This is a genomic window from Miniimonas sp. S16, assembly GCF_057748195.1.
Genome location: NZ_CM173242.1, coordinates 704,605 through 724,523, shown reverse-complemented (window position 1 = coordinate 724,523; position 19,919 = coordinate 704,605). Strand labels below are relative to the sequence as shown.

The following is a 19,919-nucleotide window of genomic DNA, read 5'->3' as shown; positions in this document are numbered from 1 at the left end:
ACTGCGCAGCCCGATCGACGTCGACCCCGAGGGGCGCACGTCGCTCGCGGCGACGGCGGAGCGCGCACCTGCGCCGTGGCGCCGCGTCCTGCCGTGGCTGTCGGTGGGACTCGCGTTCGCCGTCGTCGCCCTCGTCGTCGCCTGGGCGCTCGCGCCAGGGCTGTTCACCGCCCAGGACCCCTACACGGGCGTGCCCGCCGACAAGCTCGCGCCCCCGAGCGCGGCGTACTGGTTCGGCACCGACCCGACCGGCCGCGACCTGTTCACCCGCGTCGTCTACGGCGCGCGCTACTCACTGCTGGGCGGCACGGTCGCCGTGGGCGTCGGGCTCGTCGCCGGCACTGCGCTCGGCGTGATCGCCGGGTCGATCGGCGGCTTCCTCGACGAGCTGCTCATGCGCGTGGTCGACGTGCTGCTCTCGATCCCGGGGCTGCTGCTCAGCCTCTCGGTCATCATCCTGCTCGGCTTCGGCACGACGAACGCGGCGATCGCGGTCGGCGTGACGAGCGTGGCCGCGTTCGCGCGGCTCTCGCGCTCGGAGGTCGTGCGGGTGCGACGCACCGAGTACGTCGAGGCCGCGTTCGGCTCCGGCGGCCGCTGGTGGAGCGTCCTGCTCAGGCACGTCCTGCCCAACTCGCTCACCGCCGTGCTCGCGCTCGCCGCGCTGCAGTTCGGCACCGCCGTGCTCGCGATCTCCACGCTCGGCTTCCTCGGCTACGGCGCGCCGCCGCCCACGCCCGAGTGGGGCCTGCTGATCTCCGAGGGCCGCAGCCACCTCGCGACGTCGTGGTGGCTCACCACGCTGCCGGGCCTCGTCGTCGTGGTCGTCGTGCTGTCCGCCAACCGGATCTCCGGCTGGATCTCCGAACGCCGGGAGGGCGCGCGATGAGCGACCTGCTCAAGGTCACCGACCTGTCCGTCGCCTACGCCGGACGCTCGGGAAGCCGCACCGTCACGCACGGCGTCTCGTTCGCCGTCGCGCCCGGCGAGGTCGTCGCGCTCGTGGGGGAGTCGGGGTCGGGCAAGACCACGACGGCGCAGGCCGTCATCGACCTGCTGCCTGCGGGCGGGCGCGTGGTCGGCGGGCGCATCGAGCTCGCAGGCGAGGACGTGACGCAGGCGAGCGCGCGCCGCTGGCGCGAGCTGCGCGGGCGGCGGGTGGGGCTCATCCCGCAGGATCCCGGCGCCTCGCTCGACCCGACGAAGCGGATCGGGGACTCCGTCGCCGAGGCCTTCCGCATCCACCGCGCGGCGCCGCGCCGCGTGCTGGGCGCGCGCGTGGAGGAGCTGCTGGACCGGGTCGGGATCGACGACCCGGCGCGCCGCGCCCGCCAGTACCCGCACGAGCTCTCGGGCGGCATGAAGCAGCGCGTGCTCATCGCGGCCGCGATCGCGCTCGGGCCGGGGCTGCTCATCGCCGACGAGCCGACGAGTGCGCTGGACGTCACCGTGCAGCGGCGCATCCTCGACCTGCTCGAGGACCTGCGCCGGGAGCACGGCACCGGCATCCTGCTCGTCACGCACGACCTCGCACTCGCGGCCGACCACGCCGACCGCGTGCTCGTGCTGCGCGAGGGCCGCGTGCAGGAGCACGGGCCGAGCGCACAGGTGCTGCGCGCGCCCGAGTCCGACTACACCCGCCGCCTGCTGGCCGACGCTCCGACGCTCGCCACGCCCGTGCACCGCGCCGCCCGCACGGCGCCCGACGGCGAGCAGCCCGCCGTGCGCGTGCGTGGTCTCTCGGTGGAGTTCGGCGGGCACGGGCTGGGCGCGCGGCTGCGCAAGGAGCAGCCGTTCCGGGCCGTGGACGACGTGAGCTTCGAGATCCCGCGCGGCACGACGCACGCGCTCGTGGGGGAGTCCGGCTCGGGCAAGACGACCACGGCGCGCGTCATCGCGGCGTTCCAGAGCGCCGCTGCCGGCTCGGTCGAGGTGCTCGGCGAGGACGTCCTCACGCTGGACTCCGCGCGGCGCCGCGAGCTGCGCCGCCGCGTCCAGCTCGTCTACCAGAACCCGTACGCGTCGCTCGACCCGCGCCAGACGATCCTCGACGCGGTCGCGGAGCCGCTCGCGAACTTCGGCCTCGAGGGCAGCGCCGCGGGCCGCCGGGCGCACGCCGTCCAGGCGCTCGAGCGCGTCGCGCTGCCCGCCGAGCTGCACCACCGCCGGCCGCGCGAGCTCTCGGGCGGTCAGCGCCAGCGCGTGGCCATCGCCCGCGCGATCGTGCTGCACCCCGAGCTGCTCATCCTCGACGAGGCCACGAGCGCGCTCGACGTCACCGTGCAGGCCGGAATCCTCCGCCTGCTCGACGACCTGCAGCGCGAGCGCGGCCTCACCTACCTCGTCATCTCCCACGACCTCGCGGTGGTCCGGCAGATCGCCGACACCGTCACGGTGCTCCGGCGCGGCCGGGCCGTCGAGCAGAGCGGCACGGCCGCGCTGTTCGCCGACCCCCACGAGGAGTACACCCGCGACCTCATCGCCTCGATCCCCGGAAAGGTTCCTTCGTGACGTCCCCGCTCCGCCTCGGCCTGTTCACCCGCCTGCTCGACGAGACGTCGCCGGGGGAGCGCTACCGCAACGCGCGCGACCAGATCGTGCGCGCGGAGCAGCTGGGCTACGACTCCGCGTGGGTGGCGCAGCACCACTTCCACGCGCTCGAGGGCGGGCTGCCCGCGCCCGCGGTGTTCCTCGCCTCGGTCGCGGCGCTGACCAGCCGGATCCGGCTGGGCTTCGGCGTCATCACGCTGCCGCTGGAGCACCCGCTGCGGGTCGCGGAGGACCTCGCGGTCCTCGACGAGATCTCGGGCCACCGGGTGGAGGTCGGCTTCGGGACCGGTGGCACGCCGTCGTCGTTCCGCGCCTTCGGGTTCGACGCCGCGGACCGCCGCACGATCTACGCCGACCACCTCAAGGTGGTCACCGACGCGTGGGCGGGCCTCGACCTGGGCGACCCCGAGAACCAGCTCTACCCGCCGGCGCCCACGCTGCTGGAGCGCCGCTGGGAGGCGACGTTCTCCGCCGAGGGCGCGGCCCGGATCGGCGCGAACGGGTCCGGCCTCATGCTCTCGCGCAGCCAGCCGCGCCCCGAGGGCGCGCCGAACGCGCGGATCTGGGAGATCCAGGAGCCGATCGTGGACGCCTACCTCGACGCCCTGCCCGACGGCGCGGCGCCGCGGATCGCGGCCTCCCGCACGGTGTTCGTGGCCGACGACGAGGCGACGGCGCGTCGCGAGGCCGACCGCGGCCTGCGGACGGTCGCGGTGCGGGGCGGGCTGTGGGGGCTCGACCCCGACGGACCGGTCGAGGACCTCATCGCGCGATCGGACACCGTGACGGGCGATCCCGAGCAGGTCGCCGCACAGCTCGCGCAGGACACGATCCTCGAGCGCGCCACCGACCTGCTGGTGCAGGTCCACTCCGTCGACCCCGTGCACGAACTCGTGCTGCGCTCCCTGGAGCTGCTCGCGCACGACGTGTCCCCGCTGCTGCCGCGCCTCGCGCTGCGTCCGACCTTGGAGGTCTCCCGATGACTGCCACCGCCACGTCCGGCACGGACGCGACCGAGGGCGCCCAGAGGGGACGGGGAGTCGACCTCGTCGACGCCGTGGTCGGCATCGCGCCCGGCTCGAGGCTCGACGCGCTCCGCCGGGGCCGCGACGTGGCCCGCACGCACACCCAGGCCAGCCACGACGCGCTGTTCGCGCCCGTCGCGGAGAACGGTTTCCCGCTCGTCGAGCGGTACGCCGTCGCGAGCCTCGTCCTCGCGCTGCACGGCGCCGCGGCCGCGCCCCTCGGCGCGGCGTACGACGGCGAGCTCGCGGCCCGCGACGCGGCTCTCGCCGCGGAGGTGGCCGCCATCGCGGAGGCAGCGCGGCGCCCGGGTCCGTACGGGGTGTACCGCGAGCCCGGGCTGGCGGGGGAGTCCGAGCCGGGCGAGGCGTTCACGGTGGCGAGCTCTGCCGTCGTGCCGCCGCGGCTCGCCTCGGGCCTGACGCACGCCGTGCTGTTGGTGCTGCGGCCGCGGGAGTCCTCGCCGCAGGCGCTGCAGGCGCTGCTGGACGCGGGGTGGACGACGTCGCAGATCGTGACGCTGTCGCAGCTCGTGGCGTTCCTGGCCTACCAGGTGCGGCTCGTGCACGGGCTCGGGGTGCTCGCCGGCTCGTCCGACGCGGCTGTCGGCGTGTCCGTGGGCTCTGCTGGCGCCGACACGTCGGCCACCGACGCGAGCGGCGCCGGTGCGGGTGGTGCTGCGACGAGCGGCGCCGCCGAGGCCGGTGCCTTCGGGGTTGAGGTCGAGCCGGTCGTCGACCCGGGTGACCGCGCGGTCACCACGTATCCCGACCTCGACCGCCCCGACCACTTCACGCGGGCGAACCTCGGCTGGGTGCCGTGGCTCACGCCGCCGGCGGCCGATCAGCTGAGCGAGCGGCAGTACGCGGGCCTCGTGGAGCGCAACCGCGACGCGAGCCCGTACTTCCGGCTGCTCGCGCTCGACCCCGAGGTGCTCGCGGCCCGCACGCGGACCGACCTCGACATCTTCCGCACGGGCGCGCCGCGCAAGCCGTCCGACGGCGAGGGCCTGCCTCGTCCCGAGCGTGAGCTCAGCGCTGCGGTCGCCTCGCGCGTCAACGGCTGCGTGTTCTGCGCGAGCGTGCACGCCCGCTTCGCGGAGCAGCTCTCGCACCGCACGGACGAGGTCGACCTGCTGCTGCGGAAGGGCACCGAGGCGGCCACGGCGCAGCTGGAGCCGCGTTGGGCCGCGGTCGTGCGGGCAGCCGCTGCGCTGAGCCGGACGCCCTCTGCCTTCGACGCCGAGCACGTGGCCGAGCTGCGCGGCGTGGGGCTGTCGGACGAGGCGATCCTGGACGTCGTGGGCGCCGCCGGCTTCTTCGCGTGGGCCAACCGCCTCATGCTCTCGCTCGGCGAGCCCGAGAACCCCGCCTGACCCACCGCCCCGCGAGCCATTCTTACAGTCCGCGAGGTGATTTCCGTCCTTTCCCGAGAGGATCTTCGTCCTATCGCGAGGTGATCTCCGTCGTTCGCGAGGTGATGCTGGTCCTTTCGCGAGGTGATCTTCGTCCTTTCGCGAGGTGATCCTGGTCCGTTCTCGAGGCGATGTCGGTCTTCGGGGAGGCGATGTCCGTCGTCGGCGTGATCTCGAGACCGACGAGGGCCCTCGCCGCTGCCCGCGTGGAGAGGGTTGTGCGTGCCAACGTCTCGTGAGCCAGGGCGTCCCTGACGGCGCCCGCAACCCGCGCGGCGGGGACGCTCAATCGAAACGGTTCGCTCTCGCGTCGCCCTGAGGATTTCCAGCCCGTGGCCGACGGCATCGAGGAGACGGCGATCCAGGACCTCGTGGCGCCCGCCGGCGACGTCGACCTCGTCTCGGCGATGCTCGACCTCGGCGGGTTCGTCCACGGCGACATCGACACGGTCGTCAACACCTTCCAGGCGCCCTACTTCGGCGGGGCGACGAGCGTGGACGCCGCGGGACTCACGTCCGGGGTGATCGTGCGCGCGGGGACGGACGGGTCGGGCAACCACGTCGTCGCGACCTCGGCCGACTCCGGCGCCACTTGGGTCACCTCGCCCGCCTCCGGTGGTTCGGGACCCGGCACGGTCACGGTGAGCGCTAACGGCGCGAACGTGGTGTGGGCGCCCGACGGCGTGACGCCCCGTCGGTCCGGCGACACGGGTTCGACGTGGGCGGACGTCGTCGGCCTGCCCGTCGGTGCGCGGGTCGAGAGCGACCGCGTCGACCCGCGCCTCGTCTACGGGCTCGCGGGCGGCATGTTCTACCGCTCCAACGACGGCGGGGCGACGTTCGCCGCCGTCGCCGGTGGTCTGCCAGCCGAGGGCAACGTGCGCTTCGCCGCGATGCCGGGCTCGATCGGCGTGCTGTGGCTCGCCGGCGGTGACGACGAGGGCGCGTACGGGATGTGGCGATCGACGGACGCGGGGTCCACCTGGTCCGCCGTCGCGGGCTTCGACGCCGCCGACACGGTCGGCTTCGGCCGCGCCGCGCCCGGAGCGCTCACCCCCGCGATCTACACCGCCGCGGAGCGCGACGGCGTGCGTGGCGTCTACCGGTCGATCGACGGCGGTACGTCCTGGGAGCGCATCAACGACGACGAGCACCAGTGGGGCTGGATCGGCGCCGACATCGAGGGAGACCCCGACGTCTTCGGTCGCGTCTACATCGCGACGAACGGTCGCGGGATCATCGTCGGCGACGACACCGAGGCCGCCGCTCCGGCCGACTGGAACGCGCGCACCGTGTACACCACGGGCGACGTCGTGACCTACGCGGGTGCGCAGTGGCGGGCGTCGTGGTGGACCCAGGGTCAGAAGCCCGGGGACGCGTACGGCCCGTGGCAGCAGATCGCGGCCGAGCCGTCCGGGGTGGCCGCGTGGACGTCGAGCCGCATCTTCGTGGCGGGCGACGTCGTGTCGCACGGCTCGCACCTGTGGCGGGCCAAGTGGTGGACGCGGGCGCAGGAGCCGGGCGCGTCGCCGTGGGGTCCGTGGGAGCAGATCGGCTGAGCTGCCGGTCGGTTCGATCCTGGTCGGTGCGGGCGGCGTCGATCGCCGCCTGCACCGGCCGGGAGGGCTCGCCGTCGCGCGGGGTGCGATGTGACCGAGGAGGCTCGCCGTCGCGCAGGGTGCGATGCGAGAGCGAGGGGGGCTCGCCGTCGTGCAGGGTGCGATGCGAGAGCGAGGGGGGCTCGCCGTCGTGCAGGGTGCGATGCGAGAGGGAGGGGGCTCGCCGTCGTGGGTGCTGCCGAGCCCGCGACGGCGTCCGCACGACGCGCTCGGTCGGCCGCCGCGCGGCCCGCGACCGCGTGCGCCGTTAGGATCGGCGTCCGTGACACAGCGCCGGTACTCCCCGACCTACCGCTTCATCGCCGGTGTGGTGAAGCCCTTCCTGTGGCTCATGGGCCGCAAGCGGTGGAGCGGCACCGAGAACCTCCACCGGCCCGAGGGCTTCATCGCCGCCGCGAACCACGCGTCGCTGCTCGACCCGCTCGCGACGGCCCACGTCCTCTACAACAACGGGGCGCCGCCGCGGATCATGGCCAAGGCTGAGCTGTGGAAGGTGTTCGGGCTCGGCGCGCTGCTGCGCGGGTCCGGCCAGATCCCCGTGGAGCGGCGGACGCGCCAGGCCGCCGACTCGCTCGTCGCGGCGCAGGCGGCGCTCGAGGCGGGGGAGTGCGTCCTGATCTTCCCCGAGGGCACGCTGACCCTGGACCCGAACGCCTGGCCGATGGTCGCGCACACCGGCGTTGCGAGGCTCGCGCTGACGTCGGGCGCGCCCGTGATCCCGCTTGCGCAGTGGGGGTCGACGGCGATCCTGCCGCGCAAGGCCAAGTTCCCCACGCTGCGGCGCACCACGTTCCAGGCGCTCGTGGGGGAGCCCGTCGACCTCACCGACCTGCGGCCGCAGCCGGGCGCGCAGCCCACGCCCGAGGCGCTCGCGGAGGGGACGCGCCGCATCATGGCCGCCATCACGACCCAGCTCGCGCAGATCCGGGGCGAGACGCCGCCCGCGGAGCCTTTCGATCGCCGGAAGGCGGGGGTCTGAGGTGCGCTGCGCCGTCCTCGGGTCGGGCTCGTTCGGCACGGTGTTCGCGCAGCTGCTCGCGGACGCGGGGCACGACGTCGTGCTGTGGGCCAAGACGGAGGAGACGGCACGGTCGATCAGCCTCGACCACGAGAACCCGACCTACCTGCCGGGAGTGCGGCTCGCCGACACGGTGAATGCCACGACCGATCTGCCCGCCGCGGTTGCCGGTGCGGGGCTGGTCGTGGTGGCGCTGCCTTCGCAGATCGTGCGTGGCCTGCTCGCGCCCTACCGCGACGACGTGCCCGACGACGCGATCGTGCTGTCGCTGATGAAGGGTGTCGAGGAGGGCACCGACGAGCGCATGAGCGAGGTGCTCGCATCGGTGTGGGACCTGCCGGCGAAGCGGCTCGCGGTGCTGTCGGGGCCGAACCTGTCGGGCGAGATCGCGCAGCGGCAGCCCACGGCCACGGTGGTCGCGTGCGAGCACGAGGACACCGCGCTCGAGGTCGCGCACGCCATTGCGACGCCCTACTTCCGGGTTTTCACGGCGACCGACGTCATCGGGATCGAGATCGGTGGTGCGGTCAAGAACGTCATCGCGCTCGCCGTCGGGATTGCCCAGGGCGTGGGCTTCGGCGACAACACGATGGCGTCGATCATGACGCGCGGGCTGTCGGAGGCGGCGCGGATCGGGGCCGCGGTGGGGGCGCAGCCGGAGACGTTCGCGGGGCTCGCGGGGATGGGCGACCTCATCGCGACGTGCTCGTCGCCGCTCTCGCGCAACCACCGGCTGGGCTCCTACATCGGTCGCGGGATGTCGCTCGAGGAGGCCGTCGCAGCCACGGGCTCGACGGCGGAGGGCGCCAAGTCCTGCCGCCCCATCCTGGATCTCGCCAACCGGAACGGCGTGAAGGCGTCGATCATCCGGGCCGTGGTCGACGTGTTGTACAACGGGCTCACCGTGCAGGAGATGGTCGAGCGGCTGGTGGATCGCCCGCCGCGCGCTGAGGACTGAGGAGCGCTGGTCGCGGCCCGCGTGCGGCGGCGCATGCCGGCCCGGCGGCGCATGCCGGCCCGGCGGCGCACGCCGGACCGGCGGCGGCGCGACCGCGCTCGGGCGCTCCGAGCAGCGCTCTCCCTGGGCGAGCACCGAGCCGGGCGGGCGGCGGCGACTCCCAGGCGTGGACCGTGCCAGTAGGCTCCCCGCGCCAGCCGGCGCAGGTCGCGCCGGCGACGGCGAGGCGCGGAGCATCGTCGGGCTACCAGTCGCGGGCGGGGCAGCCTTCGGGGAACTGGAAGTCGTCGGGTTCGGGCGGGTCGGTCGAGTGCACGGTGTCGTCGCTGCTGCGCGACCGGGTGCTCCGGTTGGGATGCGGGGCCGCGTCGTCGGGTCGGGCAATGCGAGTGGGCGCGGCTGCGCCGTGGGACGGGGCCGGGCGGGTGGGCAGAGTTCCGCCCGGCGCCGTCGGCGCGGCCGTCTCGGACGTCGCGTCGTCTAGCAGAGTCTCGCCGTTGGGCAGAGTCCTCTCCGAGGCCTTTCGCACGGCCGTCTCGGACGTCGGGCCGTCGAACAGAGTCTCGCCGGCGGGCAGGGCTGCGCCGTCGGGTCGGGCACTGAGGGTGGGTAGAGTTCTCCCCGACGCCGTGGGCGGGGTCGTCTCGGACGTCGCGCCGTCGAACAGAGTCTCGCCGGTGGGCAGGGCTGCGCCGTCGGGTCGGGCGCTGAGGGTGGGCAGAGTTCTCTCCGAGGCCTCCCGCTTGGCCGTCTCGGACGTCGCGTCGTCGAAGAGAGTCTCGCCGGTGGGCAGGGCTGCGCCGTCGAACGGAGGCTCGTCGGTGGGCAGGGCTGTGCCGTCGGGCGGTGTGTGGCGGGGTCGTGGTGGGGTGAGGAGGTGGTCTTCGAGGCGGGTGGTGGCCCCGATCTGGTCGCCTCGGGCGGTGGTGAAGACGAACCCGCCGGGGGTGGTGGTGATGTGGATGTCGTCGCGGTGGATGTCGTGGTGGTGGCGCGAGCACATGGTGATGGCGTTGGCGATGTTGGTCTCGCCGCCGTGGGCCCAGTGCTGGACGTGGTGGACCTGGCACCAGGTGGCGCGCAGGGTGCAGCCGGGCCACTGGCAGTGCCGGTCCCGGACCAGGACCGCGCGGCGCAGGTCACCGGTGTAGGTGCGCTCGCTGCGTCCGATGTTGACCGGTTGGCCCTCGGGGTTGAGCACGAGGCGCTGCCAGTAGGCGTCGCAGGCCAGGACCTCCAGGGCCGTGAACCGGATCAGGGTCCCGTCGAGCAGCTGCGCCAACGGCGGCTCGGCCGCGAGTCCGGAGCGGCGGAACGCCGCCCCCCACCGACCCCCACCCTGCGCCACACCGGCGGCCGAGGCTCCGGCGGCCGCGCCAGTGGCCGAGGCTCCGGCGGGCGCGCCAGTGGCCGAGCCTCCGGTGGGCGCGCCAGTGGCCGAGCCTCCGGTGGGCGCGCATGTCGTCACCCCACGGCTGTCGCCACAACCCGTGCCGCGCTCTGCGTCCCCACCGCCGCCGTCGGCGTACTCGCCGCCGCGCTCTGCGTTCGCGCCGCCGCCGTTCGCACAGGCGTCGCTGCCGTTCCTCGCGCACCTGAGGCAGATCCGTCAGCACGCTCGTGAGGTGCTCCTCAGCCCGGGTCGTGCCCCGTGACTGGCCCGAGGTCGTAGTGCGCCACCGGGTGAAGTCCTCCCGACCCGCACCCGGCTGCGCGAACCGCCCCGACTCCCGCACCACCCCCAGCACACCCGCCCGCGCAACCCCGAGCACCGAGCACGCGGTGTCCAGGTCCTTCACCGCGCCCGTCAGAACACTCCCACCGCCCACGCCGGTCGGCGGGTCTGCCTGCACACCGCGCACCACGGCGGCCAGCGTCGCGACCGCCTCACGCACCACATCCACCGCACCTGCCAGCTCACCCAGCGCGCCCCCAGCGCCGGCAGCGCCGGCAGCGGTGAGGAGAGCGTCTCCAGACCCCGCGGCGACGACCGAACCCGCGCCCGCGGAGCCCGCCCGGGCCGGGGCACGCACGAGAGGCGTCGGCTCCGGCAACGCTGCATCCAGAACCCGCGGCGAGCCGACCGGCGCGCGGCCACGCCGGCGCTGGGCGGGCGCAAGGGTGGCTGGTGCCTTCGCGCCCGCGCGATGCGCCATGCCCCGTTCCGCGACCGGTTCCGCAGCCACCTCGCCACCCCCTCTCACCTGGCCCGACGTCCACGTCGAACTCGCGTACCACACGCTAGACCCGACCACCGACAACGCATCCAGGGGGCCAAACCGGTGCGGCCGAACGACCCGGTCCGGGTGAGCGACCCACGCGGAGCGCCCGGTGCCGAGGCGACGCGTCCCATCGCCGCGAGACCGCCGGGTCGCGTCGTCCCGCTGCCCCAGGTCCGCGCGTGTGCGGGATCGAACCAACGGTTCGTGAATCCGGTCCCACCCGCCTCATCGAACGCATGTCGCAAAGCTAGGTCCAGCCACCGACACGCATGAAGGAGAACCGTGAGGTCGAAAGACGCGCCCACATGAAGGGTGGCGGACTCGGGGAGGCGGGCACCGCCGTCGTGCGCCCGGCGTCGGTGTGCGCGACGGAGACTCGAGCGTCGCGGGCGTGCGTGCCCGATCAGGCGGGCATCGGAGAGGCGAAGTTTGCCGACGTGCAGGCCACGCCGGCGCGCGATGAAGACTCGAGCGTCGTCGTCTCCCCGCCGAACGAGGCGAGCATCTTCGGGAGGCGAGCACCGCAGTCGTGCATGCCGAGCTGGGAGAGGCGGGCACCGCCGTCGTGCACAGTGAAAGAGGGGTCGTGAATCAGAGGGAGGCGTGCATCGCCGTCATGCGTGCCGACCGAGGCGCGCCTCAGGGTGAGGCGAGCACCGCCGTCGTGCACGCTGACGATGCACGGCTACACGGAGTCGGGACCCGCCCGGGACGAACGCCCCGCCCTGGACGAACGCCCGGGCCGGGACGAACGCCCCGGCCTGGACGAACGCCCCGGCCCGGACGAACGCCCCGCCCGCCTACCTCTCCTGGCTCACGCGCAGCGCCTGGTCGAGGTCCGCCCACAGATCCTCGAGGTGCTCGATCCCGACGCTCACCCGCAGCAGCTCCTCCGGAACGCTCCGCGCCTCGTCGGGCCAGCGCCGCCGCCGCTCGATCATCGACTCCACGCCGCCGAGCGACGTCGCGGGCAGCCACAGCCGCACCGCGCCGGTCAGTCGCGCCGCCGCGGCCGCGCCACCCCGCGGGCACAGCGTGAGGATCGCGCCGTACCCGTCCATCTGCTCACCCGCGAGCGCGTGCTGCGGGTGGTCGGGCAGTCCGGGGTGCGCGACGGCGAGCACCGCCGGGTGGTCGACGAGCCGCCGGGCGAGCTCGAGTGCGTTCTCCTGCGCGCGCTCGACCCGCAGCGCCAGCGTCCGCAGCCCACGCAGCGCGAGCCATGCGTCCATCGGCCCGGCGATCGCGCCGCCGAAGGTGCGCCGACGCCGCAGGGAGGCGTACAGATCGGGATCGGAGGTGACCGCGGCGCCGAGCGTGACGTCGGAGTGCCCCGCGAGGTACTTCGTGACCGAGTGCACCACCACGTCGGCGCCGAGCTCGAGCGGGCGCTGCAGCAGCGGAGTCGCGAAGGTGTTGTCCACCACGACGATGCCGCCCACCGAGTGCGCCACCCGGGAGACGGCCGCGATGTCGGCGATCTCGAGCATCGGGTTGGTCGGAGTCTCGAGCCACACGACGGCGGCCGGACCGCCACCGTCGGCGTCCCAGCCCTCGCCGCGCGTCGCGGCGGCCACGGCGTCGGTGTCCGCGATGTCGACGCTGCGCAGGCGCACGCCGCACCGCTCCACCAGCACTCGGGCCGCGACCAACGCCGCGTGGTAGGCGTGCCGCGGCACGACGAGGGCCGCACCCGGCCCCACGAGGTCGAGCGCCGCGGTGATCGCGGCCATCCCGGACCCGAAGAGCAGTCCCGGCTGGTCGGCCCGCTCGAGCGCGGCGAGCGCCTCCTCGAACGGCACCCACGCGTCGGTGCCGATCCGGCTGTAGACGAGCTGGCCGGGCGCGGGCGTCTCGTCGCCGACGTACGTGCTCGAGTAGACGATCGACGGGTTCACCGCCGCGCCGGGCTCGCGTGCGGGGCGGCCCGCGGCGACCACCGTGGTGGCGGGCCGAAAGGACGAGTCGACGTGGGAGGCGGGGGACGCCCGGGACGCGTGGGACGCGGGGGAGGCGGGGGAGGCGGGGGAGTGCTGGCTCACGTGGGCCGACCCTACGCGTGCCGGTCCGACGGCGTCGCGTCGGCGGCCCGTAGTCTCGCGAGGTGACCAGGATCAGGGTGGCGATCATCTTCGGCGGACGCTCCAGCGAGCACGCCATCTCGTGCTCGACGGCGGCCGGCGTGCTCTCCGCGATCGACCGCTCCCGCTTCGACGTCGTGCCGATCGGCATCGCCCGCGACGGGTCCTGGCTCCTGCTTCCCGACGACCCCGAGCCCCTCCGCCTCGACGGCGCGCGGCTGCCCGAGGTCCGCGCCGGCCACCCCGAGGTCGTCCTTCCGTTCGGCCCGAGGACCGGCCGCGTCCTCGTCAGCCCCGCCTCGGAGGGCGCGCGCGTGCTGAACGGCGTCGACGTCGTGCTTCCGCTCCTGCACGGCCCCTTCGGCGAGGACGGCACCCTGCAGGGCCTGCTCGAGCTGCTCGGCCTGCCCTACGTCGGCTCGGGCGTCCTCGCCTCGGCCGCCGGCATGGACAAGCACGCGATGAAGGTGCTGCTCGCCGGCGCCGGCCTGCCGGTCGGCCCCTACACCGTCATCACGCGCGCGGGCTGGGAGCGCGATCGCGCGCTCTGCCTCGACCCGATCCCCTTGCTGGGCGACGTGGTCTTCGTCAAGCCCTCGCGCGCCGGTTCGAGCATGGGCGTGAGTCGCGTCGTGCTCGCCGACGGCGAGGACGCCCTCGTCGCCGCGATCGAGGACGCGCGCCGGCACGACCCCAAGGTCCTCGTCGAGGCCGCGATCGACGGCCGCGAGATCGAGGTCGCCGTCCTGCAGGGCCGCGGCACGGACCGACCGCGCACGACGGCGCCCGGCGAGATCGTCGTCGGCGGCGACCGGGCGTTCTACGACTTCGAGGCGAAGTACATCGACACGTCCTCCACCTCGCTGCGCATCCCGGCCGTCGTCTCGGACGAGGACGAGGCGGCCGCCCGCGCGCTCGCCGCGGACGCCTTCGACGCCCTCGGCTGCGAGGGCCTCGCACGCGTGGACCTGTTCCTCACCGGCTCCGGTCCGATCGTCAACGAGGTGAACACGATGCCCGGCTTCACGCCGTTCTCGATGTTCCCGCAGCTGTGGCAGCACGAGGGGCTCACCTACCCCGAGCTCATCACCGAGCTCCTGGAGCTCGCGCTCGAGCGTCCCGTCGGGCTGCGCTGAGCGCGCACGACGGCGCAGCGTCCGTCCGGCGTTCGGCGCGCCTCGAGGTGCGCACCGCGCGAGGCGCGCGGCTCACCCGGCTCAGGCGGTGCGGGCGACGACCGCGCGCGCCTCGTGCAGCAGCATCTCCCACGTCGCGTTGTCGAGCTCGCTGCGCCGCACGCGCGCGTACGGGAGGTACCCCTCCAGCGCCTCGTGCAGCAGGGCGACTGCCTCGTGGTGGACGTCGTTCGTGGTCATCGTGGGACTCCTGAGATGTGCGCCTGGCCGGCCCTCGTGAGGCCGTTGCCTGCGATGTTACGAGCGTGTTTCGTCGTCGCGGTTAGGACCAAGGTCACGCATTCGCGCTGGTCAGCGTGGGGTATATCGCCTCGCGACGGGGTCGTGACGCCCCCTTGGGGCGCCCTCGACGAGGCGGTGACGTTGGCCGAGCTCGCCCGGCACGCAGCGCCCGACGGCGAGCCAGCGGCCAGGCAGTCGACTCGCCACCCGGAGCGGCGCGCCGTCAGTAGCAGGACCGCTGGGCGTCCGTCCGGGAGACGGCCGAGCCGAGGTCGATGAGGATCGCCGTCGCGTCCGTGCCGGCGTACTCGACCGGAACGACGACCTCGATGGCGGGCACGCGCCCGTACGTGGTGAACACGAACCGACCGTTGCCGATCTCGGCCTGCTGCTGGGCGGCGTCCGGGTCGGTGGGGTCCACGACGTCGTCGTACTCCTTGACCACCCAGTCCACCGACGTGTCGCCAGGACCGGTGACCGCCCAGCACCGGTCCGTCGTCGGCCCGAGCGGCGTGACCCCGCAGCGCAGCGTGATCGGCGGGTCGCCCCACGCGGCCGAGGCCTGCGACGTCGTCTCGCGCTGCGTCGCCCCGCCGAGCTCGCCCGGCAGCGCCTGCAGCACCTGGGCGCAGACGGGGTCCGACGCCGAGGGTGCGGGCTCGAGGACCGCCGCCGACGAGCACGAGGCGAGCGTCGCCGTCGTGAGCCCGAGCGCGAGGACCGCCGCCGAGGGGCGAAGCGTGCCGAGCCGCGCGCGACCCCGTGGACGGACGCCGACGGAACGAGGCGAGAGCGGACGCGCGAGCACCCGTCCACGGTAGCCGCGCCCGGGCGCGCCCCCGCACGCGGAGGCGGCAGGATGGCCCCGTGCTCGTGCGCGACCTCTCCGAGACCGACCTGCTCGCCTCTTTCGTCCCGCTCCTGCCCGCCGGCCGGGCCACGCGCCTCGGCCCGGGCGACGACGCGGCGGTGCTCGGCGTCGCCGGCGACCTCGTCGTGACAACCGACGTGCTCGTCGAGGACCGGCACTTCCGCACCGCCTGGAGCACGGGGGAGGACGTGGGCTGGCGCGCGGCGATGCAGAACCTCGCCGACGTCGCGGCCATGGGCGCGGAGCCCACCGGCCTCGTCGTCGCGCTCGCGATGCCGGGCGACACCCCCGCCGCCTGGGTCACGGACCTCGCGCGGGGCCTCGCGGCGGCGTGCGCGCCGCACGGGGTCGGCGTGATCGGCGGCGACCTCTCCGGCGGCCCGGCGATCTGCGTGGCCGTCACGGCGTTCGGCGAGCTCGACGGCCGCCCTCCGGTCCTGCGCTCCGGCGCGCGGGTGGGCGACGTGGTCGCCGTCGCAGGCACGCTCGGCCGCTCGGCCGCCGGCCTCGCGCTCCTCACCGCGCACGAGTACGACGGCGTGGTCCCCCCTCCCGGCACGGACCTCCTCACCAGGACCTACCGCCGCCCGGACCCGCCGCTCACGGCCGGCGTCGAGGCCGCCCACGCGGGCGCGACGGCCATGCTCGACGTGAGCGACGGGCTGCTGCGCGACGCGGGCCGCATCGCCACGGCGAGCGGTGTGGCGCTCGACCTCGACGTGGGAGCGCTCGCCCCCGACGTCGAGCTGCTCGCGGAGGCCGCCGAGTCGCTCGGCGTCGACCCGCTTGCGTGGGTGCTCACCGGCGGGGAGGACCACGCACTCCTGGCGACCTTCCCGCCCGGCGCGCTGCCCGCGTCGTTCCGTCCGGTCGGCCGGGTCGGGTCGGGCAAGGGCGTGACGCTCGACGGCGAGCCCTGGGTCGGGTCGTTCGGCTGGGACCACTTCGGGTACTGAGGGCGGGGCTCGGCAGCCCGGCTCGCGCCCCACTAAGGCCCCGCACGTACCCTGGTCGGGTGGTGGCACCGCAGCCAGTCCCCGACGACGTCCGCGCCGAGATCGCCGGTCCGGGCGTGCTCGACGCCGTGGTCGCGCAGGCGCGCGCCGACTCCTACGTGCCGTCCGCGCTCGGCGAGCCGCGCACCGTGCACACGTGGTCGGACGCGTTCCTCGCCGGCGACGTCTCGGGCGACGTGCTCGAGGCGCTCCCGGAGTGGGAGGCACCGGTCCTCGTCGGGACCTACCCCGCGGCGGTCGCGACGTTCGTGCGAGAGGACGACGCCGTCGTGCTCGCGGGGCTCCAGCACGATCCGAGCCTCGCGGCCGAGGTCGTGGGGCTGGGCGACGACGTCGCGCTCGTCAGCTACAGCGGCTGGGACTTCCTCGTCGACGACGCCGGCGTCAGCGCGTTCTCACCCGGGGCCCGGTTCGTGCTCGACGGCCCCGGCCCGGTGACGCTCGCCGAGGCCTCGACGGCGATGGCCCGCGACCCGGGGGAGTCCTCGGCGCTGCCGGTGATCGGCGGCCTGCTCGTGGTGGTGGCGTTGCTCGTCGCGCCGGTCGTGGCGCTCGTCGCGTGGCGCTCGCGGCGCGCCCGGCAGGGCTGAGAACACCCGCGGGTCCGAGCGCGACGAAGGCCGCCGACCCGGGCGGGTCAGCGGCCTTCGCGAGTCCGGCTGGAGGCGGCTCAGAGAGCGCGCGTCACCTTGCCCGCCTTGAGGCAGGAGGTGCAGACGTTGAGGCGCGTCGGGGTGCCGTTGACCACGGTGCGCACCTTCTGGATGTTCGGGTTCCAACGGCGCGAGGTCCGCACGTGCGAGTGCGAGACGCTCTTGCCGAAGCTCGGGTGCTTCGCGCACACGTCGCAGGTCGAAGCCACGGTCGTTCTCCTCATCGTGAGCCACCCGATCGGGTGGCGAATCCTGACAGCGTCCCTGGTTTCGGCCAGCACCACGAGGGCACAGCGCAACGATCCGGGTCAACGCAACCGCAGCAGCATACACCGGGAGGCCACGCGGATCGAATCGGCGGGACGCCGCGCGCGAACCGCCGCCGGACCCGTCCGACCCGTCCGACCCGTCCGCGCCGATGGCCCGCACGTTCGTCGGACCCGTCGTGCACAGCCGTCCACACCCAGCCACCGCACCGCAGCGCCCTGTCGCACCGGCGTCCTACGCTCGTGGGGTGGCTGCGGACGAGACCGGCGAGCGAACCGGCGGAGTCGTCCGTCGCGCGCCCCTGGACCGTAGCCTGCGGCTCGCCCTCGGTGACAGCCAGGCCAAGAAGTTCGCCCGCCTCGGCCTCGTCACGGTGCGCGACCTGCTCGAGCACTACCCGCGCCGCGCCGTCGACCCCGGCGAGCTCACCGACCTGTCGAAGGTCGAGGTGGGCCGGCACGTCATGGTCATCGTCGAGATCGCCTCGCTCACCTCGAGGCAGCGGCGGGCCGGTCGCGGCGCCGTCGTGACCATCGAGGTGACCGACGGCACGCGTCGCCTCCCGCTCGTCTACTTCGCCCCGCACCAGGGCCGCGTCGCCTACCTCGAGCAGCGGCTCCCGGTCGGCCGGCGGGTCACGGTGGACGGCAAGGTCGGCATGAACAACGGGCGTCTGCAGATCGTGCACCCGCGCATCGACGTCGTGGACTCCGGGCTGTCCGACGCCGAGATCGAGGCGCAGGCCCAGCGCCCGCGGCTGCTCTACGGCCAGACCCGTGGGCTCACGTCGGAGCACATCGGCGCCACGCTGCGCGGCCAGCTCGACCGGCTGCGGGACGAGGACCTGCCCGACCCGGTGCCGTTCGAGGTGCGGATGTCCGAGGGCCTGCTCGGCCACGCCACGGCGCTGCGCGCGCTGCACGAGCCCGAGACGTTCCGCGACTTCCTCGCCGCGCAGGACGCGCTGCGGTTCGAGGAGGCGTTCGTGCTGCAGGCCGCGATGGCGCGGCGCCGGGCCGAGGCGGCGGCGGACCCCGCGGCCGCCCGGCCCACCCGGATGCAGGGCCTCCTCGACGCGTTCGACGCGAGCCTGCCGTTCGAGCTCACGGCCGGGCAGCTCGACGTCGGCGGCGTGATCTCGGCCGAGCTGGCCGGCACGGTGCCCATGCACCGCCTGCTCCAGGGCGAGGTCGGCTCCGGCAAGACGCTGGTCGCGCTGCGGGCGATGCTCCAGGTCGTCGACGCCGGCGGCCAGGCGGCGCTGCTCGCCCCCACCGAGGTGCTCGCCGCGCAGCACGAGCGGTCGATCCGCGCGATGCTCGGGCCGCTCGCCGAGGGCGGGATGCTCGGCGGCGCGGACGACGCCACCCGCGTCGTCCTCCTCACCGGCTCGATGTCCGCGGGTCAGCGGCGCAAGGCCCTCGCGGAGGCGGCGGGTGGCAGCGCCGGGATCGTGATCGGCACACATGCGCTGCTCCAGGAGCACGTCCAGTTCGCCGACCTCGGGCTCGTCGTCGTCGACGAGCAGCACCGATTCGGCGTCGAGCAGCGCGACGCGCTGCGCGCCAAGGGCCGCACCGCGCCGCACCTCCTCGTCATGACGGCGACGCCGATCCCGCGCACCGTGGCGATGACGATCTTCGGCGACCTCGAGGTCTCCACGCTGCGCGACGTTCCCGCCGGCCGCGCCGCGGTCGAGACCTTCGTCGTGCCCGAGCACAACGAGCGCTGGACCGACCGGATGTGGCAGCGCGTCGCGGAGGAGGTCGCGCAGGGCCGACGCGCCTACGTCGTCTGCCCGCGGATCAGCGCGTCGGCCGGCGAGGCCGGGGAGGACTTCACCGCCGTCGACCCCGACCCGGACGACGCCGCCGCCCTCGCCGCTCCTGTCGGCGCCGCGGGTTCGCCGTCGGCCATCCCCGCCGTCTCCGGACACGCGGACGACGGCGAGCACGGCCCGGTCCGCGAACTCGCCTCGGTCGAGGCGGTGGTCGAGCGGCTGCGGACCCTCCCGGCGCTCGCCGGCGTGCCGATCGGGGCGCTGCACGGACGCCTGGCCGCGGAGGAGAAGGAGTCCGCGATGGCCGCGTTCGCGTCGGGCGAGACCCCGGTCCTGGTCTCCACCACCGTGGTCGAGGTCGGCGTCGACGTGGCCGAGGCGAGCGTCATGGTCGTGCTCGACGCCGACCGGTTCGGCCTGTCCCAGCTGCACCAGCTGCGCGGTCGGATCGGTCGCGGCGCGCTCCCGGGGGTGTGCTTCGCGGTCTCCCCGCTGCCGTTCCCGGGCCGGAACGAGGCGCCGAGCCCGTCGCTCGAGCGGCTGCTCACCTTCGCGGGGACGCGGGACGGGTTCGCGCTGGCCGAGGCCGACCTCGTGCAGCGACGCGAGGGCGACGTCCTCGGCGCCGCGCAGCACGGGCGCGGCAGCACGCTGCGGCTGCTGCGCGTGGTCACCGACGAGAAGGTCATCGTGGCGGCCCGGGACGCGGCGCGCGCGCTCGTCGCGCAGGACCCGACCTTTGCGGAGCACCCCGACCTGGCCGCCGCGATCGAGCGCACGCTCGAGGGTGATCGCGAGGAGTTCCTCGAGCGCGGTTGACCCTCCGCCAGCGTCTCGCGACCGACCCGGCGAGAGGTGAGTCGCGCCTCACCACCCGGGCCTGCGACCCGCGGGGCAGCCCGGACCACCGGCTCGCGACCGACCCGGCGAGAGGTGAGTCGCGACTCACCACCCTGCGACCCGCGGGGCAGCCCGGACCACCGGCTTGCCAGGACCAACGGGCGCAAGACCGCCGCCGCGCGGGTCCTA

16 protein-coding genes are annotated in these 19,919 nt (G+C 74.7%); 11 read left to right on the top strand and 5 right to left on the bottom strand.

Annotation, left to right across the window (positions count from 1 at the left end; translation table 11 throughout):
- The first annotated feature begins 1 nt into the window (after nt 1).
- The 7 genes from AC3AQ1_RS03280 to AC3AQ1_RS03250 all read left to right on the top strand — a co-directional run bounded on the left by AC3AQ1_RS03280 (nt 2) and on the right by AC3AQ1_RS03250 (nt 8,582).
- Nucleotides 2-889, top strand: coding sequence for an ABC transporter permease (locus AC3AQ1_RS03280; protein WP_370445344.1), 888 nt, complete (start codon nt 2-4; stop codon nt 887-889).
- A complete protein-coding gene (locus AC3AQ1_RS03275; protein ID WP_108717805.1) occupies nt 886-2,511 on the top strand; it encodes a dipeptide ABC transporter ATP-binding protein in 1,626 nt (541 codons plus the stop codon). The genes AC3AQ1_RS03280 and AC3AQ1_RS03275 overlap by 4 nt, the downstream gene beginning before the upstream one ends.
- Complete coding sequence (locus AC3AQ1_RS03270) at nt 2,508-3,533, top strand: putative FMN-dependent luciferase-like monooxygenase (RefSeq protein WP_108717804.1); 1,026 nt, start codon at nt 2,508-2,510, stop codon at nt 3,531-3,533. The genes AC3AQ1_RS03275 and AC3AQ1_RS03270 overlap by 4 nt, the downstream gene beginning before the upstream one ends.
- Complete coding sequence (locus AC3AQ1_RS03265; RefSeq protein ID WP_108717803.1) at nt 3,530-4,948, top strand: alkylhydroperoxidase domain protein; 1,419 nt, start codon at nt 3,530-3,532, stop codon at nt 4,946-4,948. The genes AC3AQ1_RS03270 and AC3AQ1_RS03265 overlap by 4 nt, the downstream gene beginning before the upstream one ends.
- A gap of 371 nt (nt 4,949-5,319) precedes the next feature.
- On the top strand, nt 5,320-6,546 hold the full coding sequence (locus AC3AQ1_RS03260) for a carbohydrate-binding protein (protein WP_108717802.1): 1,227 nt from the start codon (nt 5,320-5,322) through the stop codon (nt 6,544-6,546).
- A gap of 322 nt (nt 6,547-6,868) precedes the next feature.
- Nucleotides 6,869-7,585, top strand: a complete 717-nt coding sequence (locus tag AC3AQ1_RS03255; RefSeq protein WP_108717801.1) for a lysophospholipid acyltransferase family protein — start codon at nt 6,869-6,871, stop codon at nt 7,583-7,585.
- Nucleotide 7,586: 1 nt separating this feature from the next.
- On the top strand, nt 7,587-8,582 hold the full coding sequence (locus AC3AQ1_RS03250; RefSeq protein ID WP_108717800.1) for an NAD(P)H-dependent glycerol-3-phosphate dehydrogenase: 996 nt from the start codon (nt 7,587-7,589) through the stop codon (nt 8,580-8,582).
- A gap of 244 nt (nt 8,583-8,826) precedes the next feature.
- Here the strand turns inward: AC3AQ1_RS03250 and AC3AQ1_RS03245 are convergent, their stop codons facing one another.
- Both AC3AQ1_RS03245 and AC3AQ1_RS03240 read right to left on the bottom strand, forming a co-directional pair.
- Nucleotides 8,827-9,864 (bottom strand): HNH endonuclease signature motif containing protein, encoded by a 1,038-nt coding sequence (locus tag AC3AQ1_RS03245; RefSeq protein ID WP_159096359.1) that lies wholly within the window; start codon nt 9,862-9,864, stop codon nt 8,827-8,829.
- A 1,740-nt stretch (nt 9,865-11,604) separates the two neighbouring features.
- Complete coding sequence (locus tag AC3AQ1_RS03240; RefSeq protein WP_108717798.1) at nt 11,605-12,846, bottom strand: trans-sulfuration enzyme family protein; 1,242 nt, start codon at nt 12,844-12,846, stop codon at nt 11,605-11,607.
- Between the two features lie 62 nt (nt 12,847-12,908).
- Here AC3AQ1_RS03240 and AC3AQ1_RS03235 point away from each other — a divergent pair, with 62 nt between their 5' ends.
- Nucleotides 12,909-14,021, top strand: coding sequence for a D-alanine--D-alanine ligase family protein (locus tag AC3AQ1_RS03235; protein ID WP_234417719.1), 1,113 nt, complete (start codon nt 12,909-12,911; stop codon nt 14,019-14,021).
- 81 nt (nt 14,022-14,102) lie between these two features.
- On the opposite strand, the gene AC3AQ1_RS03230 is transcribed toward AC3AQ1_RS03235, so the two are convergent.
- Together AC3AQ1_RS03230 and AC3AQ1_RS03225 are read right to left on the bottom strand one after the other, a co-directional pair.
- Nucleotides 14,103-14,261 carry a hypothetical protein gene (locus tag AC3AQ1_RS03230; RefSeq protein WP_159096358.1) on the bottom strand — a complete coding sequence of 53 codons (159 nt, stop codon included), beginning with the start codon at nt 14,259-14,261 and terminating at the stop codon, nt 14,103-14,105.
- Nucleotides 14,262-14,526: 265 nt separating this feature from the next.
- The gene (locus tag AC3AQ1_RS03225; RefSeq protein WP_108717796.1) at nt 14,527-15,111 is read right to left on the bottom strand and encodes a DUF3515 family protein; all 585 of its coding nucleotides are present in this window, start codon (nt 15,109-15,111) and stop codon (nt 14,527-14,529) included.
- A 59-nt stretch (nt 15,112-15,170) separates the two neighbouring features.
- Between AC3AQ1_RS03225 and AC3AQ1_RS03220 the strand changes: the two genes are divergently transcribed.
- The gene (locus tag AC3AQ1_RS03220) at nt 15,171-16,130 is read left to right on the top strand and encodes a thiamine-phosphate kinase (RefSeq protein WP_108717795.1); all 960 of its coding nucleotides are present in this window, start codon (nt 15,171-15,173) and stop codon (nt 16,128-16,130) included.
- 59 nt (nt 16,131-16,189) lie between these two features.
- Complete coding sequence (locus AC3AQ1_RS03215) at nt 16,190-16,780, top strand: hypothetical protein (protein WP_108717794.1); 591 nt, start codon at nt 16,190-16,192, stop codon at nt 16,778-16,780.
- Nucleotides 16,781-16,860: 80 nt separating this feature from the next.
- On the opposite strand, the gene rpmB is transcribed toward AC3AQ1_RS03215, so the two are convergent.
- Complete coding sequence (gene rpmB / locus AC3AQ1_RS03210) at nt 16,861-17,052, bottom strand: 50S ribosomal protein L28 (RefSeq protein ID WP_108717793.1); 192 nt, start codon at nt 17,050-17,052, stop codon at nt 16,861-16,863.
- Between the two features lie 305 nt (nt 17,053-17,357).
- Here rpmB and AC3AQ1_RS03205 point away from each other — a divergent pair, with 305 nt between their 5' ends.
- Nucleotides 17,358-19,709: an ATP-dependent DNA helicase RecG gene (locus AC3AQ1_RS03205; protein WP_234417717.1), complete on the top strand. Its 2,352-nt coding sequence runs from the start codon at nt 17,358-17,360 to the stop codon at nt 19,707-19,709.
- Nucleotides 19,710-19,919 lie beyond the last annotated feature (210 nt).

Excerpts from the sequence above, each read along its gene's own strand:
- AC3AQ1_RS03275 (WP_108717805.1), top strand. The coding sequence starts at position 886 with ATGAGCGACCTGCTCAAGGTCACCGACCTGTCCGTCGCCTACGCCGGA.
- AC3AQ1_RS03265 (WP_108717803.1), top strand. The coding sequence starts at position 3,530 with ATGACTGCCACCGCCACGTCCGGCACGGACGCGACCGAGGGCGCCCAG.
- AC3AQ1_RS03230 (WP_159096358.1), bottom strand. The coding sequence starts at position 14,261 with ATGACCACGAACGACGTCCACCACGAGGCAGTCGCCCTGCTGCACGAG.